At 63.3% G+C, this 22,286-nt stretch carries 18 protein-coding genes; 11 read left to right on the top strand and 7 right to left on the bottom strand.

Features of this window, described 5'->3' with window-relative positions; all coding sequences use genetic code 11:
• The first annotated feature begins 4 nt into the window (after positions 1–4).
• The 3 genes from E0H22_RS18980 (at position 5) to E0H22_RS18970 (ending at position 4,452) form a co-directional block, all read left to right on the top strand.
• Positions 5–880 (top strand): dihydrodipicolinate synthase family protein, encoded by an 876-nt coding sequence (locus E0H22_RS18980; protein WP_233022547.1) that lies wholly within the window; start codon positions 5–7, stop codon positions 878–880.
• Positions 881–1,027: 147 nt separating this feature from the next.
• Complete coding sequence (locus E0H22_RS18975) at positions 1,028–3,349, top strand: xanthine dehydrogenase family protein molybdopterin-binding subunit (RefSeq protein WP_233022546.1); 2,322 nt, start codon at positions 1,028–1,030, stop codon at positions 3,347–3,349.
• A 41-nt stretch (positions 3,350–3,390) separates the two neighbouring features.
• The gene (locus tag E0H22_RS18970) at positions 3,391–4,452 is read left to right on the top strand and encodes an alcohol dehydrogenase (protein ID WP_233022545.1); all 1,062 of its coding nucleotides are present in this window, start codon (positions 3,391–3,393) and stop codon (positions 4,450–4,452) included.
• A 205-nt stretch (positions 4,453–4,657) separates the two neighbouring features.
• On the opposite strand, the gene E0H22_RS18965 is transcribed toward E0H22_RS18970, so the two are convergent.
• From E0H22_RS18965 to E0H22_RS18955, 3 genes are all read right to left on the bottom strand, one after another.
• On the bottom strand, positions 4,658–5,977 hold the full coding sequence (locus tag E0H22_RS18965) for a dicarboxylate/amino acid:cation symporter (RefSeq protein WP_233022544.1): 1,320 nt from the start codon (positions 5,975–5,977) through the stop codon (positions 4,658–4,660).
• Positions 5,978–6,146: 169 nt separating this feature from the next.
• Positions 6,147–6,521: a helix-turn-helix domain-containing protein gene (locus E0H22_RS18960; protein ID WP_233022543.1), complete on the bottom strand. Its 375-nt coding sequence runs from the start codon at positions 6,519–6,521 to the stop codon at positions 6,147–6,149.
• A 605-nt stretch (positions 6,522–7,126) separates the two neighbouring features.
• Positions 7,127–8,365: a serine hydrolase domain-containing protein gene (locus E0H22_RS18955; protein ID WP_233026424.1), complete on the bottom strand. Its 1,239-nt coding sequence runs from the start codon at positions 8,363–8,365 to the stop codon at positions 7,127–7,129.
• A gap of 458 nt (positions 8,366–8,823) precedes the next feature.
• On the opposite strand from E0H22_RS18955, the gene E0H22_RS18950 reads away from it, so the two are divergent.
• From E0H22_RS18950 to E0H22_RS18925, 6 genes are all read left to right on the top strand, one after another.
• A complete protein-coding gene (locus E0H22_RS18950) occupies positions 8,824–10,131 on the top strand; it encodes a CmpA/NrtA family ABC transporter substrate-binding protein (protein WP_233022542.1) in 1,308 nt (435 codons plus the stop codon).
• Positions 10,132–10,168: 37 nt separating this feature from the next.
• The gene (ntrB, locus tag E0H22_RS18945) at positions 10,169–11,062 is read left to right on the top strand and encodes a nitrate ABC transporter permease (protein ID WP_233026423.1); all 894 of its coding nucleotides are present in this window, start codon (positions 10,169–10,171) and stop codon (positions 11,060–11,062) included.
• Between the two features lie 27 nt (positions 11,063–11,089).
• Positions 11,090–11,884, top strand: coding sequence for an ABC transporter ATP-binding protein (locus tag E0H22_RS18940; RefSeq protein WP_233022541.1), 795 nt, complete (start codon positions 11,090–11,092; stop codon positions 11,882–11,884).
• Between the two features lie 177 nt (positions 11,885–12,061).
• Complete coding sequence (locus E0H22_RS18935) at positions 12,062–12,487, top strand: globin family protein (RefSeq protein WP_233022540.1); 426 nt, start codon at positions 12,062–12,064, stop codon at positions 12,485–12,487.
• An 8-nt stretch (positions 12,488–12,495) separates the two neighbouring features.
• The gene (locus tag E0H22_RS18930; RefSeq protein ID WP_233022539.1) at positions 12,496–13,704 is read left to right on the top strand and encodes an NAD(P)/FAD-dependent oxidoreductase; all 1,209 of its coding nucleotides are present in this window, start codon (positions 12,496–12,498) and stop codon (positions 13,702–13,704) included.
• A complete protein-coding gene (locus E0H22_RS18925) occupies positions 13,704–16,409 on the top strand; it encodes a nitrate reductase (RefSeq protein ID WP_233022538.1) in 2,706 nt (901 codons plus the stop codon). The genes E0H22_RS18930 and E0H22_RS18925 overlap by 1 nt, the downstream gene beginning before the upstream one ends.
• A 134-nt stretch (positions 16,410–16,543) precedes the next feature.
• Here the strand turns inward: E0H22_RS18925 and E0H22_RS18920 are convergent, their stop codons facing one another.
• A complete protein-coding gene (locus E0H22_RS18920) occupies positions 16,544–17,440 on the bottom strand; it encodes a LysR family transcriptional regulator (protein WP_233022537.1) in 897 nt (298 codons plus the stop codon).
• A 99-nt stretch (positions 17,441–17,539) separates the two neighbouring features.
• On the opposite strand from E0H22_RS18920, the gene E0H22_RS18915 reads away from it, so the two are divergent.
• Positions 17,540–18,613, top strand: coding sequence for an aldo/keto reductase (locus E0H22_RS18915; RefSeq protein ID WP_233022536.1), 1,074 nt, complete (start codon positions 17,540–17,542; stop codon positions 18,611–18,613).
• Between the two features lie 11 nt (positions 18,614–18,624).
• Positions 18,625–19,137 (top strand): nuclear transport factor 2 family protein, encoded by a 513-nt coding sequence (locus tag E0H22_RS18910; RefSeq protein ID WP_233022535.1) that lies wholly within the window; start codon positions 18,625–18,627, stop codon positions 19,135–19,137.
• Positions 19,138–19,144: 7 nt separating this feature from the next.
• Here the strand turns inward: E0H22_RS18910 and E0H22_RS18905 are convergent, their stop codons facing one another.
• The 3 genes from E0H22_RS18905 to E0H22_RS18895 all read right to left on the bottom strand — a co-directional run bounded on the left by E0H22_RS18905 (position 19,145) and on the right by E0H22_RS18895 (position 22,229).
• Positions 19,145–19,957, bottom strand: a complete 813-nt coding sequence (locus E0H22_RS18905) for a carbohydrate ABC transporter permease (RefSeq protein ID WP_233022534.1) — start codon at positions 19,955–19,957, stop codon at positions 19,145–19,147.
• Positions 19,957–20,793: a carbohydrate ABC transporter permease gene (locus tag E0H22_RS18900; protein ID WP_233026422.1), complete on the bottom strand. Its 837-nt coding sequence runs from the start codon at positions 20,791–20,793 to the stop codon at positions 19,957–19,959. Before E0H22_RS18900 ends, E0H22_RS18905 begins: the two co-directional genes overlap by 1 nt.
• Before the next feature lie 98 nt (positions 20,794–20,891).
• Entirely contained in the window at positions 20,892–22,229 is a 1,338-nt protein-coding gene (locus E0H22_RS18895; protein WP_233022533.1) for an ABC transporter substrate-binding protein, read from the bottom strand.
• Positions 22,230–22,286 lie beyond the last annotated feature (57 nt).

Genomic DNA, 22,286 nt, shown 5'->3' with positions numbered 1-22,286 from the left:
TCGAATGGCGCGTTTCCACGGCGTGTTTCCCTATCTGGTGTCGCCCGCCGATCCCGACGGCCGCATGCGCACCGACGTGCTCGGGCGGCTATGCGACGATCTCATCAAGGCCGGTGTGCACGGGCTGACGCCGCTCGGCTCCACCGGCGAATTCGCCTATCTCAATGGCGAGCAGCGCCGCGCGGTGGTGCAGACCACCATCGAGGCCGCGCAGGGGCGCGTGCCCGTGGTGGCGGGCGTCGCCTCGACCTCCACGGTGGATGCGGTGGCGCAGGCGAAGTCGTATCAGAAACTCGGCGCCGACGGCATTCTCGCCATTCTCGAAGCGTATTTTCCACTCAAGGATGCGCAGATCGAATCCTATTTCCGCGCCATCGCCGATGCCGTCGATGTCCCGGTCGTGATCTACACCAATCCGCAATTCCAGCGCTCCGATCTGACGCTGGACGTGGTGGCGCGGCTCGCCGAGCATCCGCGCATCAATTACATCAAGGACGCCTCCACCAATACGGGGCGGCTGCTGTCGATGATCAATCGCTGTGGCGACAAGCTCAGCGTGTTTGCCGCCTCGGCGCATATCCCGGCGGCGGTGATGCTGATCGGTGGCGTCGGCTGGATGGCCGGGCCGGCCTGCGTGGTGCCGCAACAGAGCGTGCGCCTCTACGATCTCTGCAAGGCGCAGCGCTGGGACGAGGCGATGGCGCTGCAGCGGCGGCTGTGGGGGCTCAACGAAGCTTTCGCACGCTACAATCTCGCCGCCTGCATCAAGGCGGGCCTCGCGATCCAGGGCTACGATGTCGGCGATCCCGTGGCGCCGCAGGCGGCCCTGACGGCGGATGAGCGCAAGGTGATCGAAAAGGTGCTGGCGGACGTCGGATGATGCTGTGGCCCTACGGCCCTCGCATTGTAACAATATTCGATATGCAATTCCGCCCGTTCTGGCCCGCCGCAACGCGGTTGGCGCGCATGGGTTTTTCGGGCAAGGTTCGGCAGCCCGCCTGCAAGGCCCGCCATCCAAGGACGCCCGATGAATATTCTGCCTGCGAACCTGCGTTTCGGCGCGGGATTGTCTCCCAAGCGCCTCGAAGACCAACGACTTCTCACCGGGCAGGGCCATTTCATCGACGACAAGCCGGAAGACGGCGCACTGTGGCTGCATGTGCTGCGTTCGCCGCATGCCCATGCCAAAATCACCGGGGTGAATATCGAGGCCGCCAGCGCGATGCCCGGGGTGCAGGCGATCCTCACCGGCGCCGATCTCGTCGCCGACGATGTGGGCACGCTGCCGACGCTGAACATCTTCAAGCGGCCGGACGGATCGGCCATGCAGTTTCCGCCGCGCCGCCTGCTGGCGCATGAGATCGTGCGCTTCGCCGGCGAGGGCGTTGCGGCCGTGATCGCGACGTCGCGCATTCAGGCCCAGCTCGCCGCCGAGGCGATCGCGGTGGATTACGAGGTGCTGCCGGCGGTGGTCGATCCCAGGGCCGCCATCGCGGAAGGCGCACCGGCGGTGTGGGAGCAGGCGCCGGACAATATCGCGGCATCGATGAGCTATGGCGATGCGGGCAAGATCGCCGCGATCTTCGCCAGTGCCAAGCACACGGTGTCGCTCGACATCGTCAGCCAGCGTCTCGTGCCGTCAGCGATGGAACCGCGCAGCACGATTGCGGAGGTGGACAAGAAGACCGGCCGGCTCACGGTCTATGTGCAGTCGCAGACCCCGATGGCGACGCGCGACATCATCGCGGACGCGATCCTGAAGCGGCCGAAGGAGTCGATCCGTCTCGTGGTCGGCGATATCGGCGGCGGCTTCGGACAGAAGACGAGCCTGTATCCGGAAGACGGCATCGTCGCCTATGCCGCCGTGAAGCTCGGCAAGACGATCCGCTGGCGCGGCGACCGCACCGACGATTTCGTCGGTGGCACCCATGGCCGCGACCTCACCTCGACGGCGGAGCTCGCGCTCGATGCCAAGGGCCGCATCCAGGCCTACCGCGTGACCTCGCTCGGCGGCACCGGAGCGTATCTCTCCGGCACGGGCGTGATCATTCCGCTGGTGCTCGGGCCGTTCGTGCAGACCAGCGTCTATGACGTGCCGAACGTGCATTACGAGGTCAAGGCCGTGATGACCAACACGGCGCCGGTCGGCGCCTATCGCGGCGCGGGGCGCCCCGAAGCGGTATTCATCATGGAGCGCCTGCTCGATGCCGCCGCGCGGCAGATCGGTATGGACCCGCGTGCGATCCGCAAGGTGAACTACATCAAGCCGGCGCAGTTTCCCTACACCAACGCTGTCGGGCAAGTGTACGACAGCGGTGCCTTCGCGCACATGCTCCAACGCGCCTCCGAACTCTCCGATTGGGACGGCTTCGCTGCGCGCAAGAAGGAAGCGAAGAAGCGCGGCATGCTCTATGGCCGCGGGCTCACCAGCTACATCGAATGGACGGGCGGCCGTAACCACACCGAGAAGGTGACGCTGACCGCGACGCCGCATGGCCGCGTCATTCTCTATTCCGGCACCATGGCCATGGGGCAGGGCCTGCAGACCGCTTACTCGCAGATGGTGGCGGCGTCGCTTGGCATCGACATCAACAGTATCGATGTGGTGCAGGGCGATACGGATGTGGCGCTGGGCTTCGGCAGCGTCGGTTCGCGCTCGCTGTTCGTCGGCGGTACGGCTGCCGTCGTCTCCACGCAGGACCTGATCAAGAAGGCGCGCGAAAAGGCATCCAACATGATGGAAGCCGCGGTAGAGGACATCGAATATGTCGATGGTTTCCTCACCGTGGTCGGCACCGACAAGCGTGTCAGCCTGTTCGAGATCGCCAAGGCCGAAGGCGGCGCAGGCTTGAGCGTCGATTCCACCGGCGAGGTGGATGCGCCGAGCTGGCCCAACGGCACCCATATCTGCGAGGTCGAGATCGATCCGGAAACCGGCATCACCAACGTGGTGCGCTACACTACGGTGGACGATGTGGGTGTCGCCGTGAATCCGATGCTGGTCACAGGTCAGATCCATGGCGGCGTCGCGCAGGGCATCGGCCAGGCACTGTTCGAGAACGTCCATTACGACGAGGACGGCCAGCTCATCACCGCGACCTATCAGGACTACTGCATTCCGCGTGCCACCGACATGCCGCCGTTGAATGTCACGCTCGACGGTTCGGCGCCGTGTGTCACCAACCCGATCGGCGCCAAGGGCTGCGGCGAATCCGGGGCCATCGGCGGGCCGCCTTGCGTCGTCAATGGCGTGCTCGATGCGCTGGCGCCCTATGGCATCACGCAGCTCAACACGCCGCTGTCGCCGGTCAAGGTGTGGGAGGCGATCAGGAACGCGAAGGCGGCGTAGCCGCGACGAATTTCATAAAACTTCACCCGGGAGAAAACAAAATGAAAAGCTTCAAGGTCCTCGAATTCAACGAGCCGCTCGGCGAGGTCGACCAGGATACGCCGCAGCCGACCGGCACGCAGGTGCTGATCCGCGTCAAGGCTGCGGGCGTCTGCCACAGCGACCTGCATATCTGGGAGGGGGGCTACGAGCTCGGTCACGGCCGCAAGCGGCTGTCATTGAAGGAGCGCGGCATCAACCTGCCGCACACGATGGGCCATGAGACGGTCGGTGAGGTCGTCGCCTTTGGCCCGGATGCGCCGAAGGATGGCGTCAAGATCGGCGATGTCGCGCTGGCCTATCCGTGGATCGGCTGCGGCAAATGCGCGGTCTGTCTCGCCGATGAGGAAAATCTCTGCCTGCAGCCGCGCTGTCTCGGCGTGCATTGCGATGGCGGCTATGCCGACTACATGCTGGTGCCGCATCCGAAGTATCTCATCGATCTGAAGGGCATGGACCCGGTGCTGGCAGCGCCTTACGCATGCTCCGGCGTCACCACCTACAGCGCGCTGAAGAAGGTCGAGAAGGATCTCGGCAATCCGATCGTGATCTTCGGCGCGGGCGGTCTCGGCCTGATGGCGCTGAGCCTGCTCAAGGCGATGGGCGGCAAGGGCGCCATCGTGGTCGATATCGATGCCAACAAGCGCGAGGCCGCGCTGAAAGCCGGTGCGCTCGCGGCGGTGGACGGCAATGCGCCCGATGCGCTGGCGCAGCTCCAGAAGGCCGCGGGTCAGCCGATCCTGTCGGTGATCGATCTCGTCGGCAACGCGCAGACGACCCAGCTCGGTTTCGACGCGCTGTCCAAGGGCGGCAGCCTGATCATGGTCGGCCTGTTCGGCGGCGGCGCCACCTGGGCGCTGCCGCTGATCGCCATGAAGGCGCTGACCATCCAGGGCAGCTATGTCGGCAATCTGAAGGAAACCAGGGAGCTGCTGGAGCTGGTGCGCACCGGCAAGGTCGCGCCGATCCCGACCACTCCGATGCCGCTCGCGCGCGCCAACGCCGCGCTCAACGAGCTGAAGGACGGCAAGCTGGTGGGACGTGCGATCCTGACGCCGGCGTAACACGCTGTGCTTATCCCTCCCCGGAGCGAAGCGACTGGGGAGGGTGGATCGATGCGAGCGTTCAGCGAGCATCGAGACGGGTGGGGTCTTTCCCCACGAAGGACGTCACGTGGGGCACCCCACCCCGCGCTCCGCGCCACCCTCCCCACTGCGCCGCTTTGCAGCTTGGGGGAGGGAGGCCATCGGCCTCGCGCCTCAACAACAATCACCCCGCGGTGACATCCACTGCTTCCTCGCCATCGAGCACGCGCTTGGCGCGTGCCCGGTCGAGATCGCCTTCCCATGCGCCGATCACCACGGTCGCCACACAATTGCCGATCAGGTTGCCGACGGCGCGGGCCATGCCGATGAACCAGTCCACCGACAGCACCAGCACGAGGCCGATGGCGGGAATGCTTGGCACCGCATGGAGCGTGGCGGCAAGGATGACGATCGCCGAGCCCGGCACGCCATGGGCGCCCTTCGATGTGATCAACGAAACGCCGAGCACCAGCAGGAGATCGCTGAACGAGAGCGGCGTGTTGGTGGCCTGGGCAATGAAGACCACGGCCAGCGTGAGATAGATCGAGAAGGCATCGAGATTGAAGGAATAGCCGGTGGGGATCACCAGCCCCACCACATTGTCCTTCACGCCGAGCCGTTCCAGCTTGCGCATGATCTGCGGCAGCACGGCATCGGACGATGCGGTGGCCAGCACGATCATCAGCTCCTCGCGCAGATAGCCGAGAAACTTGACGATGTTCAGCCCGGCCAGCGCCATGACGCCGCCGAGTACGGCGAAGACGAAGATGAACACCGACGCATAGAACAGCACGACCAGCGAGACGAGCTGCTTCAGCGAGCCGACACCGTAGCGGCCGACCGTATAGGCGACGGCGCCGAGCACGCCGATCGGCGCGGCGCGCACGATCAGGCCCATGGCGCGGAACAGGACGGTGGCGACCGCATCGATCAGCGTGGTGACGCGCTCGCCCTTCTCGCCGCCGACCAGCGCCAGCGCCGTACCGAAGACGATGGCGAAGAACAGCACTTGCAGCACGTCGTTGCGTGCCAGCGCGTCGAATGAGGTGCTCGGGATGATGTTGAGCAGGAAGGCGCCGATGCCGCCGCCCTGGAGCTTGTGAGCGTTGTCGACGACCGTCGTGAGCGCCTTGCCGTCCAACGCGGCCGGATTGATGTTCATGCCGTGGCCGGGGCCGAACAGATAAGCGAAGACGAGGCCGATCACCAATGCGAGGGTGGTCATCACCTCGAAATAGATCAGCGCCTTGACGCCGATGCGGCCGACCTTTTTGAGGTCGCCGGCTCCGGCGATGCCGTGGACCACCACGCAGAACACGATCGGCGCGACGATCATCGAGATCAGCTTGAGGAAGGCGTCGCTGAAGAATCTCAGGCCGATGGCGAAGTCCGGTGCGACGATACCCAGCACGATGCCGAGCAACAGTGCCGCCAGCACCTGAACGAACAGCGAGTGGTAGAGCGGTTTGCGGATCGCCGGGGCGGTGATGACGGTCGTCGACATCGATCGTTCTCCGTGAGGTTCAGAACAACCTCAGCAACAACCATGCCATCGAATACCCGTACGTGTACAAAAAATCCCGCCGACCCGATGAGGGCGGCGAGATGATGTCGTCCTTGATTGAAAGAGAAAGAACGCGCGGCCGCCGGACGCCCGGCGGCGCGAGCGGCACTTACTTCTCTTCCTCGTCCGCGATGGCTTCCATCAGCACGACCATCTGGCGCTGGACGGTCTGGCTCTTGATGCGGCTATAGGCGCGCAGCAGGCGAAGGCTGAAAGCGCTGTCGAGGAAGAGAAGGCTCTCGACTTCGCGGTTCTTGGTGTCGCCGTCGTAGAAGAAGGTGACGGGCACGTCGAGCGCGGTGGCGATCTGCTGCAGGCGCGCTGCGCCCACGCGGTTCACGCCCTTCTCGTATTTCTGAACCTGCTGGAAACTGACACCCAGTTTCTCGCCCAAATCCGCCTGCGAGATTTTCTGCTCGACACGACGAAGACGGATTCGCTTGCCCAACTCGATGTCGGACTTGCCGGCGCTACGTTGCTTCATTCGTCACCATTCAGTTTCGTTTTGACAGGGATTATTGGTTCTGATTTTTTTGATTACGGCCTTTCAGCTTGAGAGCCATAAAAGCTATCATCCAAAGGCATCTTCCTTATACACGTCGGCATGACAACCGGAATGGTTGAAATCGTCGCGATACGCGAATTGATCAAACTATTCTCGTAACGGTCATTCCGGCCGGTCGCTCATGTTCTATCGCGGTATCCAATTGCTGTTTTCGTCACGCAGTGGCCGCGGCAGCCGAGCGAACCGCGACAACATCCCCTGGTTTCGCCAACCCCCGAAGCGAAAGTAGAGGTTGGACCCGATGCTATACACACGCAAGCCGCTGCGCGCACGCGCGATAACGGAACTCGGTTCGTATGAGCGGCCGGATGCGCGGAGTTCCATCGAATTTTTCCGCTGAAATTCCGCATTTTCCTTAAAAGCGCTCTGCGCGTCACTGTATCACAATTCCGTGCATAGTTGTTATTGAAGAAGATGGCTACCGTAAGTTTTGCGGGAATTCTCACTGACAGAGAATGGGCCTGATTCGAGCGTGATTTTTCGACGGGTTCCAGCCTGATCAATATCGATCGTGCCGGCCGCCATTAATTGTTGCTTTCGGTCAATGCTGAATAGACCATCGTGCGCAGTTCGCGACGAACGGGATAAGCGCTCGACGGCAGAAGTTGGGTCATGAAGATCGTGATCAGCTCTTCGCGCGGATCGATCCAGAATGCGGTGCTCGCCGCACCGCCCCAGGCATATTCGCCGGCGCTGCCGGGAATGAGAGTTTTCGCGGGATCCATGGTCACCGAAAAGCCAAGTCCGAAGCCGACGCCGGCATAGCTGGCTTCGCTGAACAGCGATTTCGACATTTCGGTGAGATCGCGTCCGCCCGGCAGATGATTGGCCGTCATCAACGCAATCGTTTTTGGAGACAGCAAACGCGTATCGCCGAGCGCTCCGCCATTCAGCAGCGCGCGGCAGAAAGCGAGATAGTCCGTTGCCGTCGAACACAGTCCGCCGCCGCCGGAGATGAAGGAGGGAGGCGAGAGGAAGGAACTCGTTGTCGGATCGTCCTGCAGCGTCATGCCGCCTTTTCCGTCGGCGGCGTAACAGGCGGCGAAGCGATGCGCTTTCTCCGCAGGGACATGGAAGCCGGTATCGGCCATGCCGAGCGGATCGAAGATGCGCTGCTGCAGGAATTGCTCGAAGGGCTGGCCGCTGATCGTCTCGACGAGATAGCCGACCACATCGGTTGCAACCGAATAATTCCAAGCATCGCCCGGCGAGAATTCGAGCGGGATTTTTGCGAGATCGGCGACCATGGTGGACATGGTGCCGGCCTTCTCGATCTCGCCGATCTTCTGCGCGCGATAGGCGGCATCCACATTGGTGCGGTTCTGGAAACCGTAAGTGAGGCCGGAGGTGTGACGGAGCAGATCGACGATCTGCATCGGACGTGCAGCGGGGCGCGTCAGGAACAGCGGCGCGAGGCCCGCCTGATAGACGCCGAGATTGCTCCATGCGGAGATGTATTTGTGCACGGGCTCGTCGAGCGCGACCTTGCCTTCTTCCACGAGCATCATGAGCGCTACCGAGGTGATCGGCTTGGTCATCGAATAGATGCGAAAGATGGTGTCGGGCTTCACCGGGGCCTTGCGCTCCATATCGGCAAAGCCGCGAACGCTGTGATGTACGATGCCGCCGCGGCGATAGACGAGGAGCTGCGCGCCGGGGAAGCGGCCGCTGTCGAGATAGCGGGTTTGCAGATGGCGTTCGATCCGCGCCAGCGCTGCGGCGGACATGCCCGCCTGTTCGGGCGAAACGGTCGGGGCGATCAGGCTGCTGGATGACATCGGGAACACTCGAATAGCGGACGGGATGTCGGAATTAAGCTGGCACGCGCCGCCGCTGTCCATGACCGATGGAGCATGATCCCCGTATCAAATGCGCGGCTGTCGCGGGAGGAATGGTGTCTCCGTCCGGCCTGCCTATTTCAAGTGCGCCGCACAATAATTAAGCGAAGCGCCAGATTTCGCAGCGGGGCGAGCACGGATGACCGCCCGCTTCGATATCCAACTCCATGAAAAGACGTCGAATCTTGCTTCGGCCGGGCTTGGCATGAAGCTTGAATAGTTCTTGGCGACGCCATTGTAGCCGTCACATTCCATCACCAGCCAGCACTGCCACCCTGGGGGCTTCCTCCAGCCGCGCCGTCGTGTGCGCGTCCGACCGGGCGCGACCTGGCGGAAGGTGAGAGGGCCGGCCGTAACGAGGCGCGAAAGGACGACATCGACCAATGACGAAGCATGAGACCAGCAAGCCGGGCCGCAAGATCAGCCGTCGCCAGCTCATCAAGGCCAGTGCGGGAACCGCCGCCCTGCTGGCGGCTGCCAAGCTCAATTTCCCGGCCGGTGCCTTCGCACAGGGGGCCGGACCGGAGGTGAAAGGCGCGAAGCTCGGCTTCATCGCGCTCACCGATGCTGCGCCGCTGTTCGTCGCCAAGGAAAAGGGAATCTTCGCCAAATACGGTCTGCCCGAGACCGAAGTGTTGAAGCAGGCATCGTGGGGCACCACGCGCGACAATCTCGTGCTTGGCTCCGAAGGCAACGGCATCGATGGCGCGCATATCCTGACGCCGATGCCGTATCTGATCTCCGCGGGCAAGGTGACGCAGAACAACGTGCCGACGCCGATGTACATCATGGCGCGTCTCAATCTGAACGGTCAGTGCATCTCGGTCGGTAACGAATACAAGGATTTGAAGGTCGGTCTCGACACCGCGCCGCTCAAGGTCGCCTTCGAGAAGAAGAAGGCGGGCGGCAAATCGGTGAAGGCGGCGATGACCTTCCCGGGCGGCACGCACGATCTGTGGATCCGCTACTGGCTGGCGGCTGGTGGCATCGATCCCGATAAAGACATCGAGACCATCGTCGTTCCGCCGCCGCAGATGGTTGCCAACATGAAGGTCGGCACCATGGACTGCTTCTGCGTGTGTGAGCCGTGGAATCTGCAGCTCATCCACCAGAACATCGGCTACACCGCGATCACCACCGGTGAACTCTGGAACAAGCATCCGGAGAAGTCGCTCGGCCTGCGCGCCGCCTGGGTGGACAAGAACCCGAAAGCCGCCAAGGCGCTGCTGATGGCCGTCATGGAAGCACAGCAGTGGTGCGAGAAACCGGAAAATCGCGACGAGGTCGCGACCATCAATGCCAAACGCCAGTGGATCAACTGCCCGGTCGAAGACGTCACCGATCGCGTCAAGGGCAAGTTCGATTACGGCACCGGCAAAGTGGTCGAGAACTCGCCGCACATCATGCGCTTCTGGGAAGACTTCGCCTCCTATCCCTATCAGAGCCATGACCTCTGGTTCATCACCGAGGATATCCGCTGGGGCAAATACGAAGCCGGCACCGACGCCAAGGCGCTGATCGCCAAGGTCAATCGCGAGGATGTGTGGAAGGAGGCTGCGAAGGAACTCGGCGTCGCCGCCCCGGCCTCGACCTCGCGCGGCAAGGAGACGTTCTTCGACGGCAAGGTGTTCGATCCGGCAGACCCTGCGGCCTATCTGAAGTCGCTCGCCATCAAGCGCGTCGAAGCCTGATCGCGGCGAAGCCAGCAACATGACGGAGATCAGTGCGATGAACGTACAGGCCCTCAAGACTGAGCCCGCGACGCCGCTCGCGAAAGCGCCGGCTGACGTCGTCGCACTGGCTCCGAAGGCTCAGCCCAAAGCTGAGAAATATACGAAGATGGCGAAGGACGTCGCGGCACAGGTGATCCCGCCGCTCATTGTCGTCATCCTGCTCGGGGTGATGTGGGAACTCTTGTGCCGGCGCACAGGCTCCACGCTGCCGCCGCCATCCAAGGTCTACAAGGATACGAAGGAGCTGATCTTCGATCCGTTCTTCGACAATGGCGGCCTCGACAAGGGCCTGTTCTGGCACCTGTCGGCGAGCCTTCTGCGCGTGGCTTACGGCTATGCGCTGGCCGCCGTCGTCGGCATCGGTCTCGGTACGCTGGTCGGCCAGTCGGTCTGGGCCATGCGCGGTCTCGATCCGATCTTCCAGGTGCTGCGCACGATTCCGCCGCTGGCCTGGCTGCCGCTGGCGCTCGCCGCATTCCGCGATGGCCAGCCATCGGCGATCTTCGTGATTTTCATCACCTCGATCTGGCCGATCATCATCAATACCGCCGTGGGCATTCGCAATATTCCGCAGGACTACCGGAACGTCGCAGCCGTGGTGCAGCTCAATCCGCTGGAGTTCTTCTGGAAGGTGATGCTGCCCTCGGCCGCGCCCTACATCTTCACGGGTCTGCGCATCGGCATCGGCCTGTCCTGGCTCGCCATCATCGCCGCTGAAATGCTGATCGGCGGCGTCGGCATCGGCTTCTTCATCTGGGACGCCTGGAACTCATCGCATATCAGCGAGATCATCCTCGCGCTGTTCTATGTCGGCATTGTCGGCTTCGTGCTCGACCGCCTGATCGCGGGTCTCGGCAGGCTCGTCACCCACGGCACTTCTGCAAGTTAAGATTTGGGCTGCTTAAGGACAGATATCATGACCCCCTATGTGAAGCTCGACCATATCGACAAGACCTTCAGCCGCGGCAAGGCGACGACGCAGGTGCTGAAGGACATCAACCTGACTCTGGGTAAGGGCGAATACGTCTCCATTATCGGCCATTCCGGTTGCGGCAAATCAACGATGTTGAACATCATCGCTGGCCTCACGCGCGCCACCATCGGCGGCGTGCTGCTGGAGGGGCGCGAGGTGAATTCGCCGGGGCCGGATCGCGCGGTCGTGTTCCAGAACCACAGCCTGCTGCCATGGCTGACCGTCTATCAGAATGTCCGTCTTGGCGTGGACAAGGTGTTTGCGAGGACCAAGAGCCGCGCTGAGCGCGACGAATGGACCATGCACAATCTCAACCTCGTGCAGATGACCCACGCCAAGGACAAGCGTCCGTCGGAAATCTCGGGCGGCATGAAGCAGCGCGTCGGCATCGCCCGCGCGCTCGCCATGGAGCCGAAGGTGCTGTTGCTCGACGAGCCCTTCGGCGCGCTGGATGCACTGACCCGTGCGCATCTGCAGGATTCCGTGATGGCGCTGCATCAGAAGCTCGGCAACACCATCGTCATGATCACCCATGACGTGGACGAGGCGGTGCTGCTGTCGGATCGCATCGTGATGATGACCAATGGTCCGAGCGCGACCATCGGCGAAGTGCTGGAGGTGCCGCTCAGCCGCCCGCGCAAGCGCATCGAGCTGGCAAGCGATCCCGTCTACCTCAAGTGCCGCAAGCGCGTGCTGGAGTTTCTGTACGAGCGCCACAAATTCGTGGAGGCGGCGTAACGATCTCCGTCATTGCGAGCCCTGACGAATTGCAAAGCAATTCGTTTGGGCGAAGCAATCCAGATGCCAAGCAAAGGACTGGATTGCTGCATCGCTGGGGCTCCTCGCAATGACGTTCCGAGATCACGAGGCCAAGAGCTACCTCAGTCAGCCATGTGCCAGCCAAGGGGGAATGTCATGACACCGGATCAAGTCGCTCTCGTGCAGGACAGTTTCAGCAAAGTCGTGCCGATCGCCGACGTGGCCGCCGAACTCTTCTATGGCCGCCTGTTCGAGATCGCGCCGGAGGTGAAGCCGATGTTTCGCGGTGACATGAAGGAGCAGGGCCGCAAGCTGATGGCGACGCTGGGTGTCGTCGTCACCGGATTGACGAAGCTCGAGACCGTATTACCGGCGGCGAGCGCGCTCGCCAAGAAGCATGTCGACTACGGCGTGAAGGCGGAGCACTACACGCCGGTGGGCGCGGCGCTGCTGTGGACGCTGGAGAAGGGCCTTGGCGAGGCCTGGAAGCCCGAACTCGCGGATGCCTGGGGCACCGCCTATAGCACGCTGTCGGATTTCATGATCGCCGAGGCCTATGGCCAGGCGCAGGCTGCGGAGTAAAGACGAACGTGGGCGAGCCGCTGGTCATCATCGGAAACGGCATGGCGGCGGCACGCCTTGTGGACGAACTCGCGAAAACCTCGCTCGGCCGTTACGCCATCGCCGTCATCGGCGATGAGCCGCGGCTGGCCTACAATCGCGTGCTGCTGTCCTCGGTGCTGGCGGGAGAGGCGACCTCGGAGGAGATCGAGCTCAAGCCCGCTGCATGGTGGCGGGATCGCGGTGTCACGCTGAAATACGGCGCGCGAGCGACGTCGGTCGACCTCGCCACGCGCGAGGTGACGACATCCACTGGCAAACGCGTTGGCTTTTCGAAACTGGTGTTTGCCACCGGATCGTCCGCGCTGCGTCTGCCGGTGCCGGGCGGCGATCTCGCGGGCGTTCACGTGTTCCGCGACAGCCACGATGCCGATCGCCTGATCGAACTGGCCGAACAGAAGAAACGCGTGGTCGTTGTCGGCGGCGGGCTGCTGGGGCTGGAAGCTGCCTATGGCCTCGCCAAAGCCGGCGCCGATGTCACGCTGATCCATCTGATGGATCGCCTGATGGAGCGGCAGCTCGATGAATCGGCGGCGGAGTTGCTGAAGACGCTGGTCGAACGCAAGGGCGTCAAAATTCTGCTCAATGCGAATACGGCGCGGATTCATGGCGCGGATGCCGTGAAGGGTATCGAGTTGGCCGATGGCCGGATGCTCGACGCCGATGCGGTTATCTTCGCCGCCGGCATTCGTCCCAATGCGGCGCTGGCAAAGGAAGCGGGCATCCCGGTCAATCGTGGCATCGTCGTCGATGACGCGATGGCAACGGAGAGCGAGGGAATCTATGCCCTCGGCGAATGCGCCGAGCATCGCGGCACTTGCTACGGCCTCGTCGAACCCGCGTACGAACAGGCGAAAGTCTTGGCGCGGCATCTCGCCGGCGGGACTGCGGCCTATACCGGAAGCATTCTCTCCACCAATCTCAAGGTTTCCGGGGTCAGCGTATTCTCCGCCGGCGACTTCATGGCGTCCGAGGGCAGCGAAATGCTGCGATTGAGCGATGCCAGGCGCGGCACCTACAGGAAACTGGTGATCGCAGGCGACAGGCTGACCGGTGCCGTGCTGGTCGGCGATACCAGCGACGCGCTGTGGTATCTCGAACTGATCCGCAGTGGCGCCGATGTGTCCGGCTTGCGCGCGGACATGATGTTCGGGCGTCCGATCGCGAAGGCGGCCTGATGAACGCCATCGACCCCAGCCTCAAGACCGTTCGCACCACCTGCGCCTATTGCGGCGTCGGCTGCGGGGTGCTGGCAACGCCGGACGGGCAAGGCGGTGCAATCATCGCCGGGGACCCCGATCATCCCGCCAATCTCGGCCGTCTCTGTTCCAAGGGCTCGGCGCTCGGGGAAACCCTCGGCCTCGACGAGCGGTTGTTGCATCCGATGATGCGCGATGCCGATGGCGCCATGATCCGCGTTGGGTGGAGCGACGCGCTCGATCGTGTCGCCCATGGCTTTCGCAAAATCGTTACCGAGCATGGACCCGATGCGGTGGCTTTCTATCTGTCCGGCCAGTTGCTGACGGAAGACTACTACGTCGCCAACAAGCTGATGAAGGGATTCATCGGCAGCGCCAATGTGGACACCAATTCGCGACTCTGCATGGCGTCCTCCGTGGTCGGCCACAAGCGAGCCTTCGGCGCCGATACGGTGCCGGGGTGCTACGAAGATCTCGATCAGGCCGATCTCCTGGTCTTTGTCGGCTCCAACGCCGCCTGGTGCCATCCGGTGCTGTATCAGCGCATGCTCGCCAACAAGCAGACGCGCGGCGCGCGCTTTGTGGTGATCGATCCGCGCCGCACCGACACGTTGGGCGACGACGATCTCTTTCTCGGTCTCAAGCCCGGCACCGATACGGCGCTGTTTTCCGGTCTGCTGGTCTATCTCGCCGACAACCGCGCGCTGGACCGCGCCTATATCGGACAGCATACATCAGGCTTCGAGGGGGCATTGGCACGTGCGCGGACCATCGCCGGCAGCGTCGCCGCGACCGCGAGGGCGACGGGCCTCAATGAAGTGGATGTCGCCACCTTCTTCCAGATGTTCCGGCAGACATCGCGCGTGGTCACGCTGTATTCGCAGGGCGTCAATCAATCGGCACAGGGGACGGACAAGGTCAATGCGATCCTGAACTGCCATCTCGCCACCGGCCGCATCGGCAAGCCGGGCGCCTCGCCATTCTCGCTCACCGGCCAGCCCAATGCGATGGGCGGCCGCGAGGTTGGCGGCCTTGCCAACCAGCTCGCCGCGCATATGGGCTTTACGCCGGTCGAGATCGATCGCGTGCGGCGGTTCTGGAAGGCGCCTGACATCGCCACCCATGAAGGCCTCAAGGCCGTGCAGATGTTCGAGGCCATCGGCCGCGGCGAGATCAAGGCGCTGTGGGTGATGGGCACCAATCCGGCGGTCTCGTTGCCGGACGCGGATGCGGTGCGTGCCGCCCTCGGCAAGCTCGATCTGTTCGTGATGTCGGAGAATGTCCGTTCCAACGACACCGCGAATGCTGGCGCGCATGTGCTGTTGCCGGCGCTGGCCTGGGGCGAGAAGTCGGGCACCGTGACGAATTCGGAACGCCGCGTGTCGCGTCAGCGTTCGTTCCTGCGCGCGCCGGGCGAGGCGAGGCCGGATTGGTGGGCGCTCAGCGAAGTGGCGAAGCGGCTCGGCTTCGGTGCCGGCTTCGCGTACAGGTCCGCCGCCGAGATCTTCCGCGAACATGCGGCGCTGTCGGATTTCGAGAATGACGGCAGCCGCGATTTCGATATCGGCGGTCTGATGCATGTGTCGGACGATGCCTTCGACACCATGGCCCCGGTGCAGTGGCCGTTGCGCAAGGGCACCACGACGCAGCAGGCGCGGTTCTTCGCCGAGGGACGTTTCTATACGAGGGATCGCCGCGGCCAGTTCATCGCACCGGAGGCACCGGAGCTGCGTACCCATGTGACCCAAGGGCGCCCGCTGCGGCTGAACACCGGCCGTGTGCGCGACCAGTGGCATACGATGACGCGAACCGGCCTGAGCCCGCGGCTGGGCCAGCATATTCCCGAGCCCTATGTCGAGATTCATCCGGATGATGCTGGTCGCTTCGCCATCATTGACGGCGGTTATGCGCAGCTTACGACGGACTATGGCTCCTGCACGCTGAAGATCGTGGTCAGCGAGCGACAGCAGCGCGGGATGTTGTTTGCGCCGATCCACTGGAATGACGAGACCGCCAGCTATGCGCGCGTCGGTGCGCTGGTGGCGCCGTTCACCGATCCGTTTTCGGGACAGCCGGAGAACAAGGCGACGCCGGTGTCGATTGCGCCGGTGGCCGTCACCCGGCGCGGCTTTGTGCTGTCGCGCAAGGCGCTGGCGTTGCCTGCCGGCGTCATTCATGCGCGTGTCGCGGTGACCGGGGGCGTCGGGTATCTGCTCGCCGACAATGCGGAGCTTGCACTCTGGCGCGACTGGCTCGCGCCGCTGCTCGGCGACGATGTCGCGAGCTTCGAGGATGCCGGACGTGGCGTCTATCGCGCGGTGTCATTTGCAAACGAGCGCATCGAGATAGGCCTGTTCGTCGGTCCGGTCGACGACGTGCTGTCATGGGATGCGGTGAAAGCGGCATTCACTGCCGATGTGCTGACCGACGACCAGCGCCGCATGTTGCTGTCGGGCAGATCGGCCGACGGCGCCGCAAGCGCGGGTCCGATCGTGTGTGCCTGTTTCGGTGTCGGGCGCAACACGATCAACGAGGCGATCGCGGCAGGCTGCGCCACGGCGGCCGAGATTGGCGCCAAGCTCAAGGCCGGGACGAATTGCGGGTCTTGCATTCCCGAACTGAAGCGGCTGATTGCCATGAGTGAAACGGAGTCCGATCAGCAGCGCAAGGTTGCCATCAACTAAACTCTTCTCTCGTCCTGAGGAGCCGCGTAGCGGTGTCTCGAAGGATGGCCGAAGAGCACCGAGCCATGCCATCTCCTGGTACGAGACGCGCGCCAAGAGGCGCGCTCGTCACCATGAGGGGCGGAATTGAGGCCTCATCTCTCTGCCCGATACCGCGCATGATCGATCAAAGCACGCAGCTTGGGCGGTATGTTGCGACGCTCGGGGAAATACAGGAAGAAGCCGGGAAACGGCGGCAGCCAGGCGTCGAGAAGCGTCACCAGCTCGCCGCGTGCAATGTAAGGCTCGAATAATTCCTCCATGCCGAAAGTGAGTCCGCCACCGGCGCAGGCGGTGCGGACCATGACCCACATATCGTTGGTCGTCACGCGCGGATCGACCGCAACGTCGAATTCGCGGCCGTTCTCCGCGAACTCCCAGCGATAGGGCGCGACATCGGGCGCAGGGCGCCAGCCGATGCAGCAATGTTGTGTGAGTTCCGAGGGATGCGCGGGCGCGCCGAAGCGCTGGAGATAGGACGGCGCGGCGACCACCACCTGACGCTGTTCGGCCGAGACCGGTATGGCGATCATGTCCTGCTCGATCACCTCGCCGAGTCTGACCCCCGCATCGAAACCTTCGGCGACAATATCGAACTCGTCGTCGGTGACGGTGATGTCAAGCTGGATGCCGGGATAAGCGAGCGTGAAACTCGCCAGCAGCGGGCCGGAGATGAAGCGCTCCGCGATCGACGAAACCGCCAGCCGCAACTGTCCCGTCGGCTGCGCGGGGAGATCGCGCGCTGTATCCAGCGCGTTCTGGACTTCGGCCATGGCAGGCGCGATACGCTCATGCAGCCTCTGCCCGGCCTCGGTCAGGCTGACGCTGCGCGTCGTCCGTTGCAGCAGCGCGACGCCCATGCGGTCCTCCATCCTGCGGATCGCCTGGCTGACGGCGGATCGGGTCACGCCAAGCCGTTCGGCCGCGAGGCGAAAGCTCCTCGCTTCGGCGACCGCGAGGAAGACCGAAACCTGATTGAGATCGAGGCTCATTGGTTAGTTTAACTTACCAGTTTGATCAGAAATCAGCAAATTGTTCTGAATTTGGCTCCTCTCTAGCTTTGGCGGCAACAGCAAACGGAGCCGCGACCGATGACCTCCCTCGATACTTACCGCCTGCTTGGACGATCCGGATTGCGGGTGTCCCCGCTCTCGCTGGGGACGATGACCTTCGGCGAAGACTGGGGCTGGGGCGCCGGGGAAAGCGAAGCGCGCCGGATTTTCGATCTCTATGTCGATCGCGGCGGCAACCTCGTTGACACGGCGGTGAACTACACGAACGGCGCATCCGAGGGTCTGGTCGGCGAGTTCATCAAGGAGAAGCGCGAGCGGATCGTGCTCGCCACCAAATTCACCATGGCGCGCGATCCCAGCAATCCGAATTCAGGCGGCAATCACCGGCTGAACATGGTGCGTTCGGTGGAGCAGAGCCTGCGGCAGCTCGATACGGATCGCATCGATCTGCTTTACCTTCACGCCTGGGACATGACCACGCGGCCCGATGAAGTGCTGCGCGGACTCGACGATCTCGTGCGTGCCGGCAAGGTGCAGTATCTCGGCATCTGCAACACGCCAGCCTGGCGGATTTCGCAGATGCAGGCGATTGCGGAGCTGCGCGGCTGGTCGCCGCTGATCGCCTTGCAGATCGAATACAGCCTGATCGAACGCACGGTGGAGCACGAACTGATGCCGATGGCCGCAGCGCTCGGGCTTGGCGTATTGCCGTGGTCGCCGCTCGGCGGCGGGGTGCTCGCCGGCAAATATACCAAGGCGGATATCGATCTGTCGGGCGAAGCAAGCGTATCGCCGACCCGCAAGGGCGTCATCGCGTCATCGGGACATCTCAACGAACGCGCGATCGGGATCGCCGAAGTCGTGCGCGCTGTCGCAGAGGAGATCGGCGCAACGCCGTCGCAGGTCGCGATTGCGTGGACATTGGCCAATCCGGTCGTGGTGTCGCCCATCCTGGGGGCACGCACGCTGGCGCAGGCCGAGGACAATCTCGGTGCGCTGGATGTGGCGCTGTCGCGCGAGCAGCTTGCGCGGCTCGATGCGGCAAGCGCTCCGGAGCCGGTGTTTCCGGCGCGGTTCGTCGGCCGGCCGATGGTTCAGCAGCTCATCTTCGGCGGCGCGTCGGTCGCGCGTCGTCCGTCCCACTGCCAATGAAGGAGGAGGTCATGATGTCGATATCCAGTCGTTTTCAAGCAGCGCTGGTTGGATGGACGGTCATCGCGATGACGGCGCTCTGGCCGCAGATGGCGTCCGCAAATGCCGATATCGCGGCGCGTAACAAGCGCGTGGTGACGGATGCCTTCGATCGCTGGGCCGCGGGCGGGACGACCTTCTTCAACGATCTGCTTGCGCTCGACGTGGTCTGGACCATCGAGGGCTCCGGCCCGAATGCCGTCACGCATCGCGGCCGCAACGCGTTGATGGACGGTGCGGTGCAGCCGCTCGCGGCGCGGCTGGCGGCGCCGTTGAAACCGGTCAGCAAGCGCATCTGGGCCGATGGCGACCATGTGATCGTGCAGTGGGAAGGCACCGCGCCGGTGCGTGACGGCCAGGCCTATACCAATCGCTATGTCTGGATCATGCGCATGCAGGACGGCAAGGCCACCGAGGTGAACGCTTTTCTCGACCTCGCGCGCTTCGACGATGTGCTGCGGCGGGTGCCGGCACCGGCGCGGTAGCGCGTCGTTACTTCACCGCACCTGCCGTCAACCCGGCGATGATCTGCCTTTGCGCGAACACCGTGAGCAGCAGCACCGGCGCCGTCACGATCAGCGCGGCAGCGGCGAGCGGTCCCCAGCTCAGCTGGTCGAACGAGATCATGTTGTAGACCGCGACCGGCAGGGTGCGCGTCTCGCGGCCGGCCAGCACGATGCCGAATACAAAATTGTTCCAGGAGAAGATCACCGCGAGGATGAAGGCGACGGCGATGCCGGGCTTGGCGATGGGCAGCGCCACATGCCGGAACACCTGCCAGCGATTGGCGCCGTCGATCACGGCGGACTCCTCCAGCTCCATCGGCGTGGTCTCGAAATAGCCGATCATGATCCAGATCACGATGGGCACGGTGACGACGAGATGAATGATGATCTGCGGCCACAGCGTGCCGAGCAGGCCGAGCCACTGGAACAGCAGGAACAGCGGGATCAGATAGGACAGGCCGGGCGTGATGCGCGCGATCAGGATCAGGATCGCCGCTTTTCGCGCCCGCATTCGCGCGAGGCCATAGCCGGCGGGGACGCCGACCACGAGGGCGAACAACGTGGCCGTCCCGGTGACGATCAGCGTGTTGAAGAAATAGGTCATGAACCGCTTGGATTCGATGACCGCGGCATAGTTGCCCCAGTTGATCCGCTCGGGGATGAAGACCGGCGGATAGGAGGCGTTGTCGATCTCGAATTTGAGCGACAGCGACAGCATCCAGAGGAAGAACAGGATCGCCGGCGACACGATCACGAGAACCGCGAAAGCGAGGCCGATCTTGCCGAGCAGGGTCCGCATCAGGCGCTTCCTCCGCTCTCGTTCCAGTGGGTCCGCTGGCGCAGATGCAGCAGCGCGCCGGCCAGCGCCACGATCAGCGCGAAGAATACGACCACGATCGCCGACCCATAGCCGACGTCATAGTAAACGAAGGCGACGCTGTAGAGGTAGAGATTGATGGTCTCGGATGCGTTGCCGGGCCCGCCCTGGGTGATGGCGAAGATGATGTCGAAGCTTTTCACCGCGTCGATCATGCGGATCATGGCGGCGATGAACAGGAACGGCATGATCATCGGCAGCGAGATGTGGCGAAAGGTCTGCCACGGCGTCGCGCCATCGATCTGCGCGCTTTCATAGGGCTCGCTCGGCAATGCGCTGAGGCCGCCGAGCACGATCAGCATCACCAGCGGCGTCCACTGCCATGTCTCCACCAGCACCAGCGAGGGGATCACGGTGCCGGGATGAAACACCCATAGCGACGGCGGCAAGCCGACCAGCGACAGCATATAATTGAGAACACCGAGCTGCGGGTGGAACATCATGGTCCAGACCAGCGCGATCGCGACCGGCGTCGCCATCATCGGCAGGATGAACAGGCCGCGGATGAAGCCGCGCAGCGGGAAGCGGTTGTTGAATACGACTGCGGCGAGCGTGCCCAGGATCAGCGGCAGTACTACCGACAGCACCGTATAGACCAGCGTGTGCCAGACCGATTCCACGAAGCGGGCATCGCCGGGCAGGCGCATATAGTTGGCGAAGCCGACAAAGGTCGGCGCCTGGCCGACCTTCCATTCATGCAGACTCATCCAGATCGTATAGGCCCACGGGAAGACGATGACCGCCATGACGACGATCATCGCGGGGAGCACGAACGGCCAATAGGAGATCGGCCGCCACTCGTCCTTTTTCACGGTCGTTGGTTCGACCGCCGTTCGTTGTTCTGCGGCCAGTGAACTCACGTCTTCTCGCTACGCTCCAGGATGGGACGGAACTGTTCGTGTGCTTTCTTCAACTCGGTGGCCGGATCCGCACCGGACAGCGTCGCGGTGAGGGCGGAGCCCACGAGATCGCGGAATTCGGCGACCGGCACGATGACCGGAAGGCCGAGTTTGCTGATCTTGGCGGATGCAATGACCGCGTCGAGCCATTCCTGGGTCTTGACGCCTTTACGCACGGTCTCGTCATTGAGGATCGAGTTGCGGAACGGCACGCCGCCGCCGCTCTGCAGCAGCCGTGCGCCCATCTGCTTCGACACCGCCCACTGGCAGTACAGATACGCGGCTTCCTTCTTGGTGCTGGTCTTGGCGATGCCGATGCCGTCGCCATAGGTGGAGGAGTACTGGCCCTTGGGGCCCGCCGGCACCAGCGTGTAGCCGATCTTGCCGACCACCCGCGACGCGTTGGGGTCCTCGATCGGCGGGGCCCAGCCATCGGCGTCGATCCACATGGCCGCGCGGCCCTGGGTCAGCGAGGCCATGGATTCCATCCAGTTGAAACCGGCAACACCAGGCGGCGCCGATTTCATCAGGCGCTGATAGACTTTGGTGGCCTCGATGGCTTCGGGGCCGTCGGTCAGGATGTTGCCCTTGTCGTCGAGGAATTCGCCACCGTAATTCAGGAAGAAATTGGTCCACAGCGCCATATTGGCGTTGCGCAGCCCGCGCCCGGTGAAACCGTAGATGCCCGCCGAGGGATCGTTGAGCTTCTCGGCTGCCACGACCATCTCGTCGAAGGTCTTGGGCACAGCGACGTTTTTCTTCGCGAACAGCTCTTTGTTGTAATAGAGGATGAAGTAATCCACCGACCACGGCAGCGAATGCATCACGCCCTTGTCGTTCTCGGCGAATGTGCGGCCGCCTGGGGAGAAGTCGTCCACCGTCAGGTCGGGGGTGGTAAGGGTGGGGTCCTTCATGAAGCCGCTGATGTCGGCGAGCCAGCCGGCCTTGTCGAACTGCCGCTTCTGGACGTGATAGCTGAGATGGATGACGTCGAAATTCGGCTTGCCGGAGGTGAGTTCGATGACCGCCTTCTGGCGTTGCTGCTGTTCGGGGATCAGTTCGGATTCGACCTTGATGCCGGTGAGGTCGGTGAATTCCGAGGCGTATTTCTGCAGCAGCTCGCCGCGCGGGCCCTTGATCAGATTGGCTTCGATGGTGGTGCCCGCATATTTCTTCCAGTTCGGCTCGGCGAAAGCGGGGGTCGCGGAGATGCCGAGCGATCCGAGTGCAGGCAATGCGCTGGTGGCAAGCGCACCCTTGAGCAGGGCACGACGAGACGGGCCTTGGCTGGCCATGATGATCCTCCCTCAAGCCGCCTTGACCGGCGGCGATTTTGTGGTCGCTCTCCGTAG

It is taken from the genome of Rhodopseudomonas boonkerdii (genome assembly GCF_021184025.1).
GTDB classification, from domain to species: domain Bacteria; phylum Pseudomonadota; class Alphaproteobacteria; order Rhizobiales; family Xanthobacteraceae; genus Tardiphaga; species Tardiphaga boonkerdii.
The sequence above is the reverse complement of the archived record's forward strand: the minus strand, read 5'-3'. Positions and strand labels throughout refer to the sequence as shown.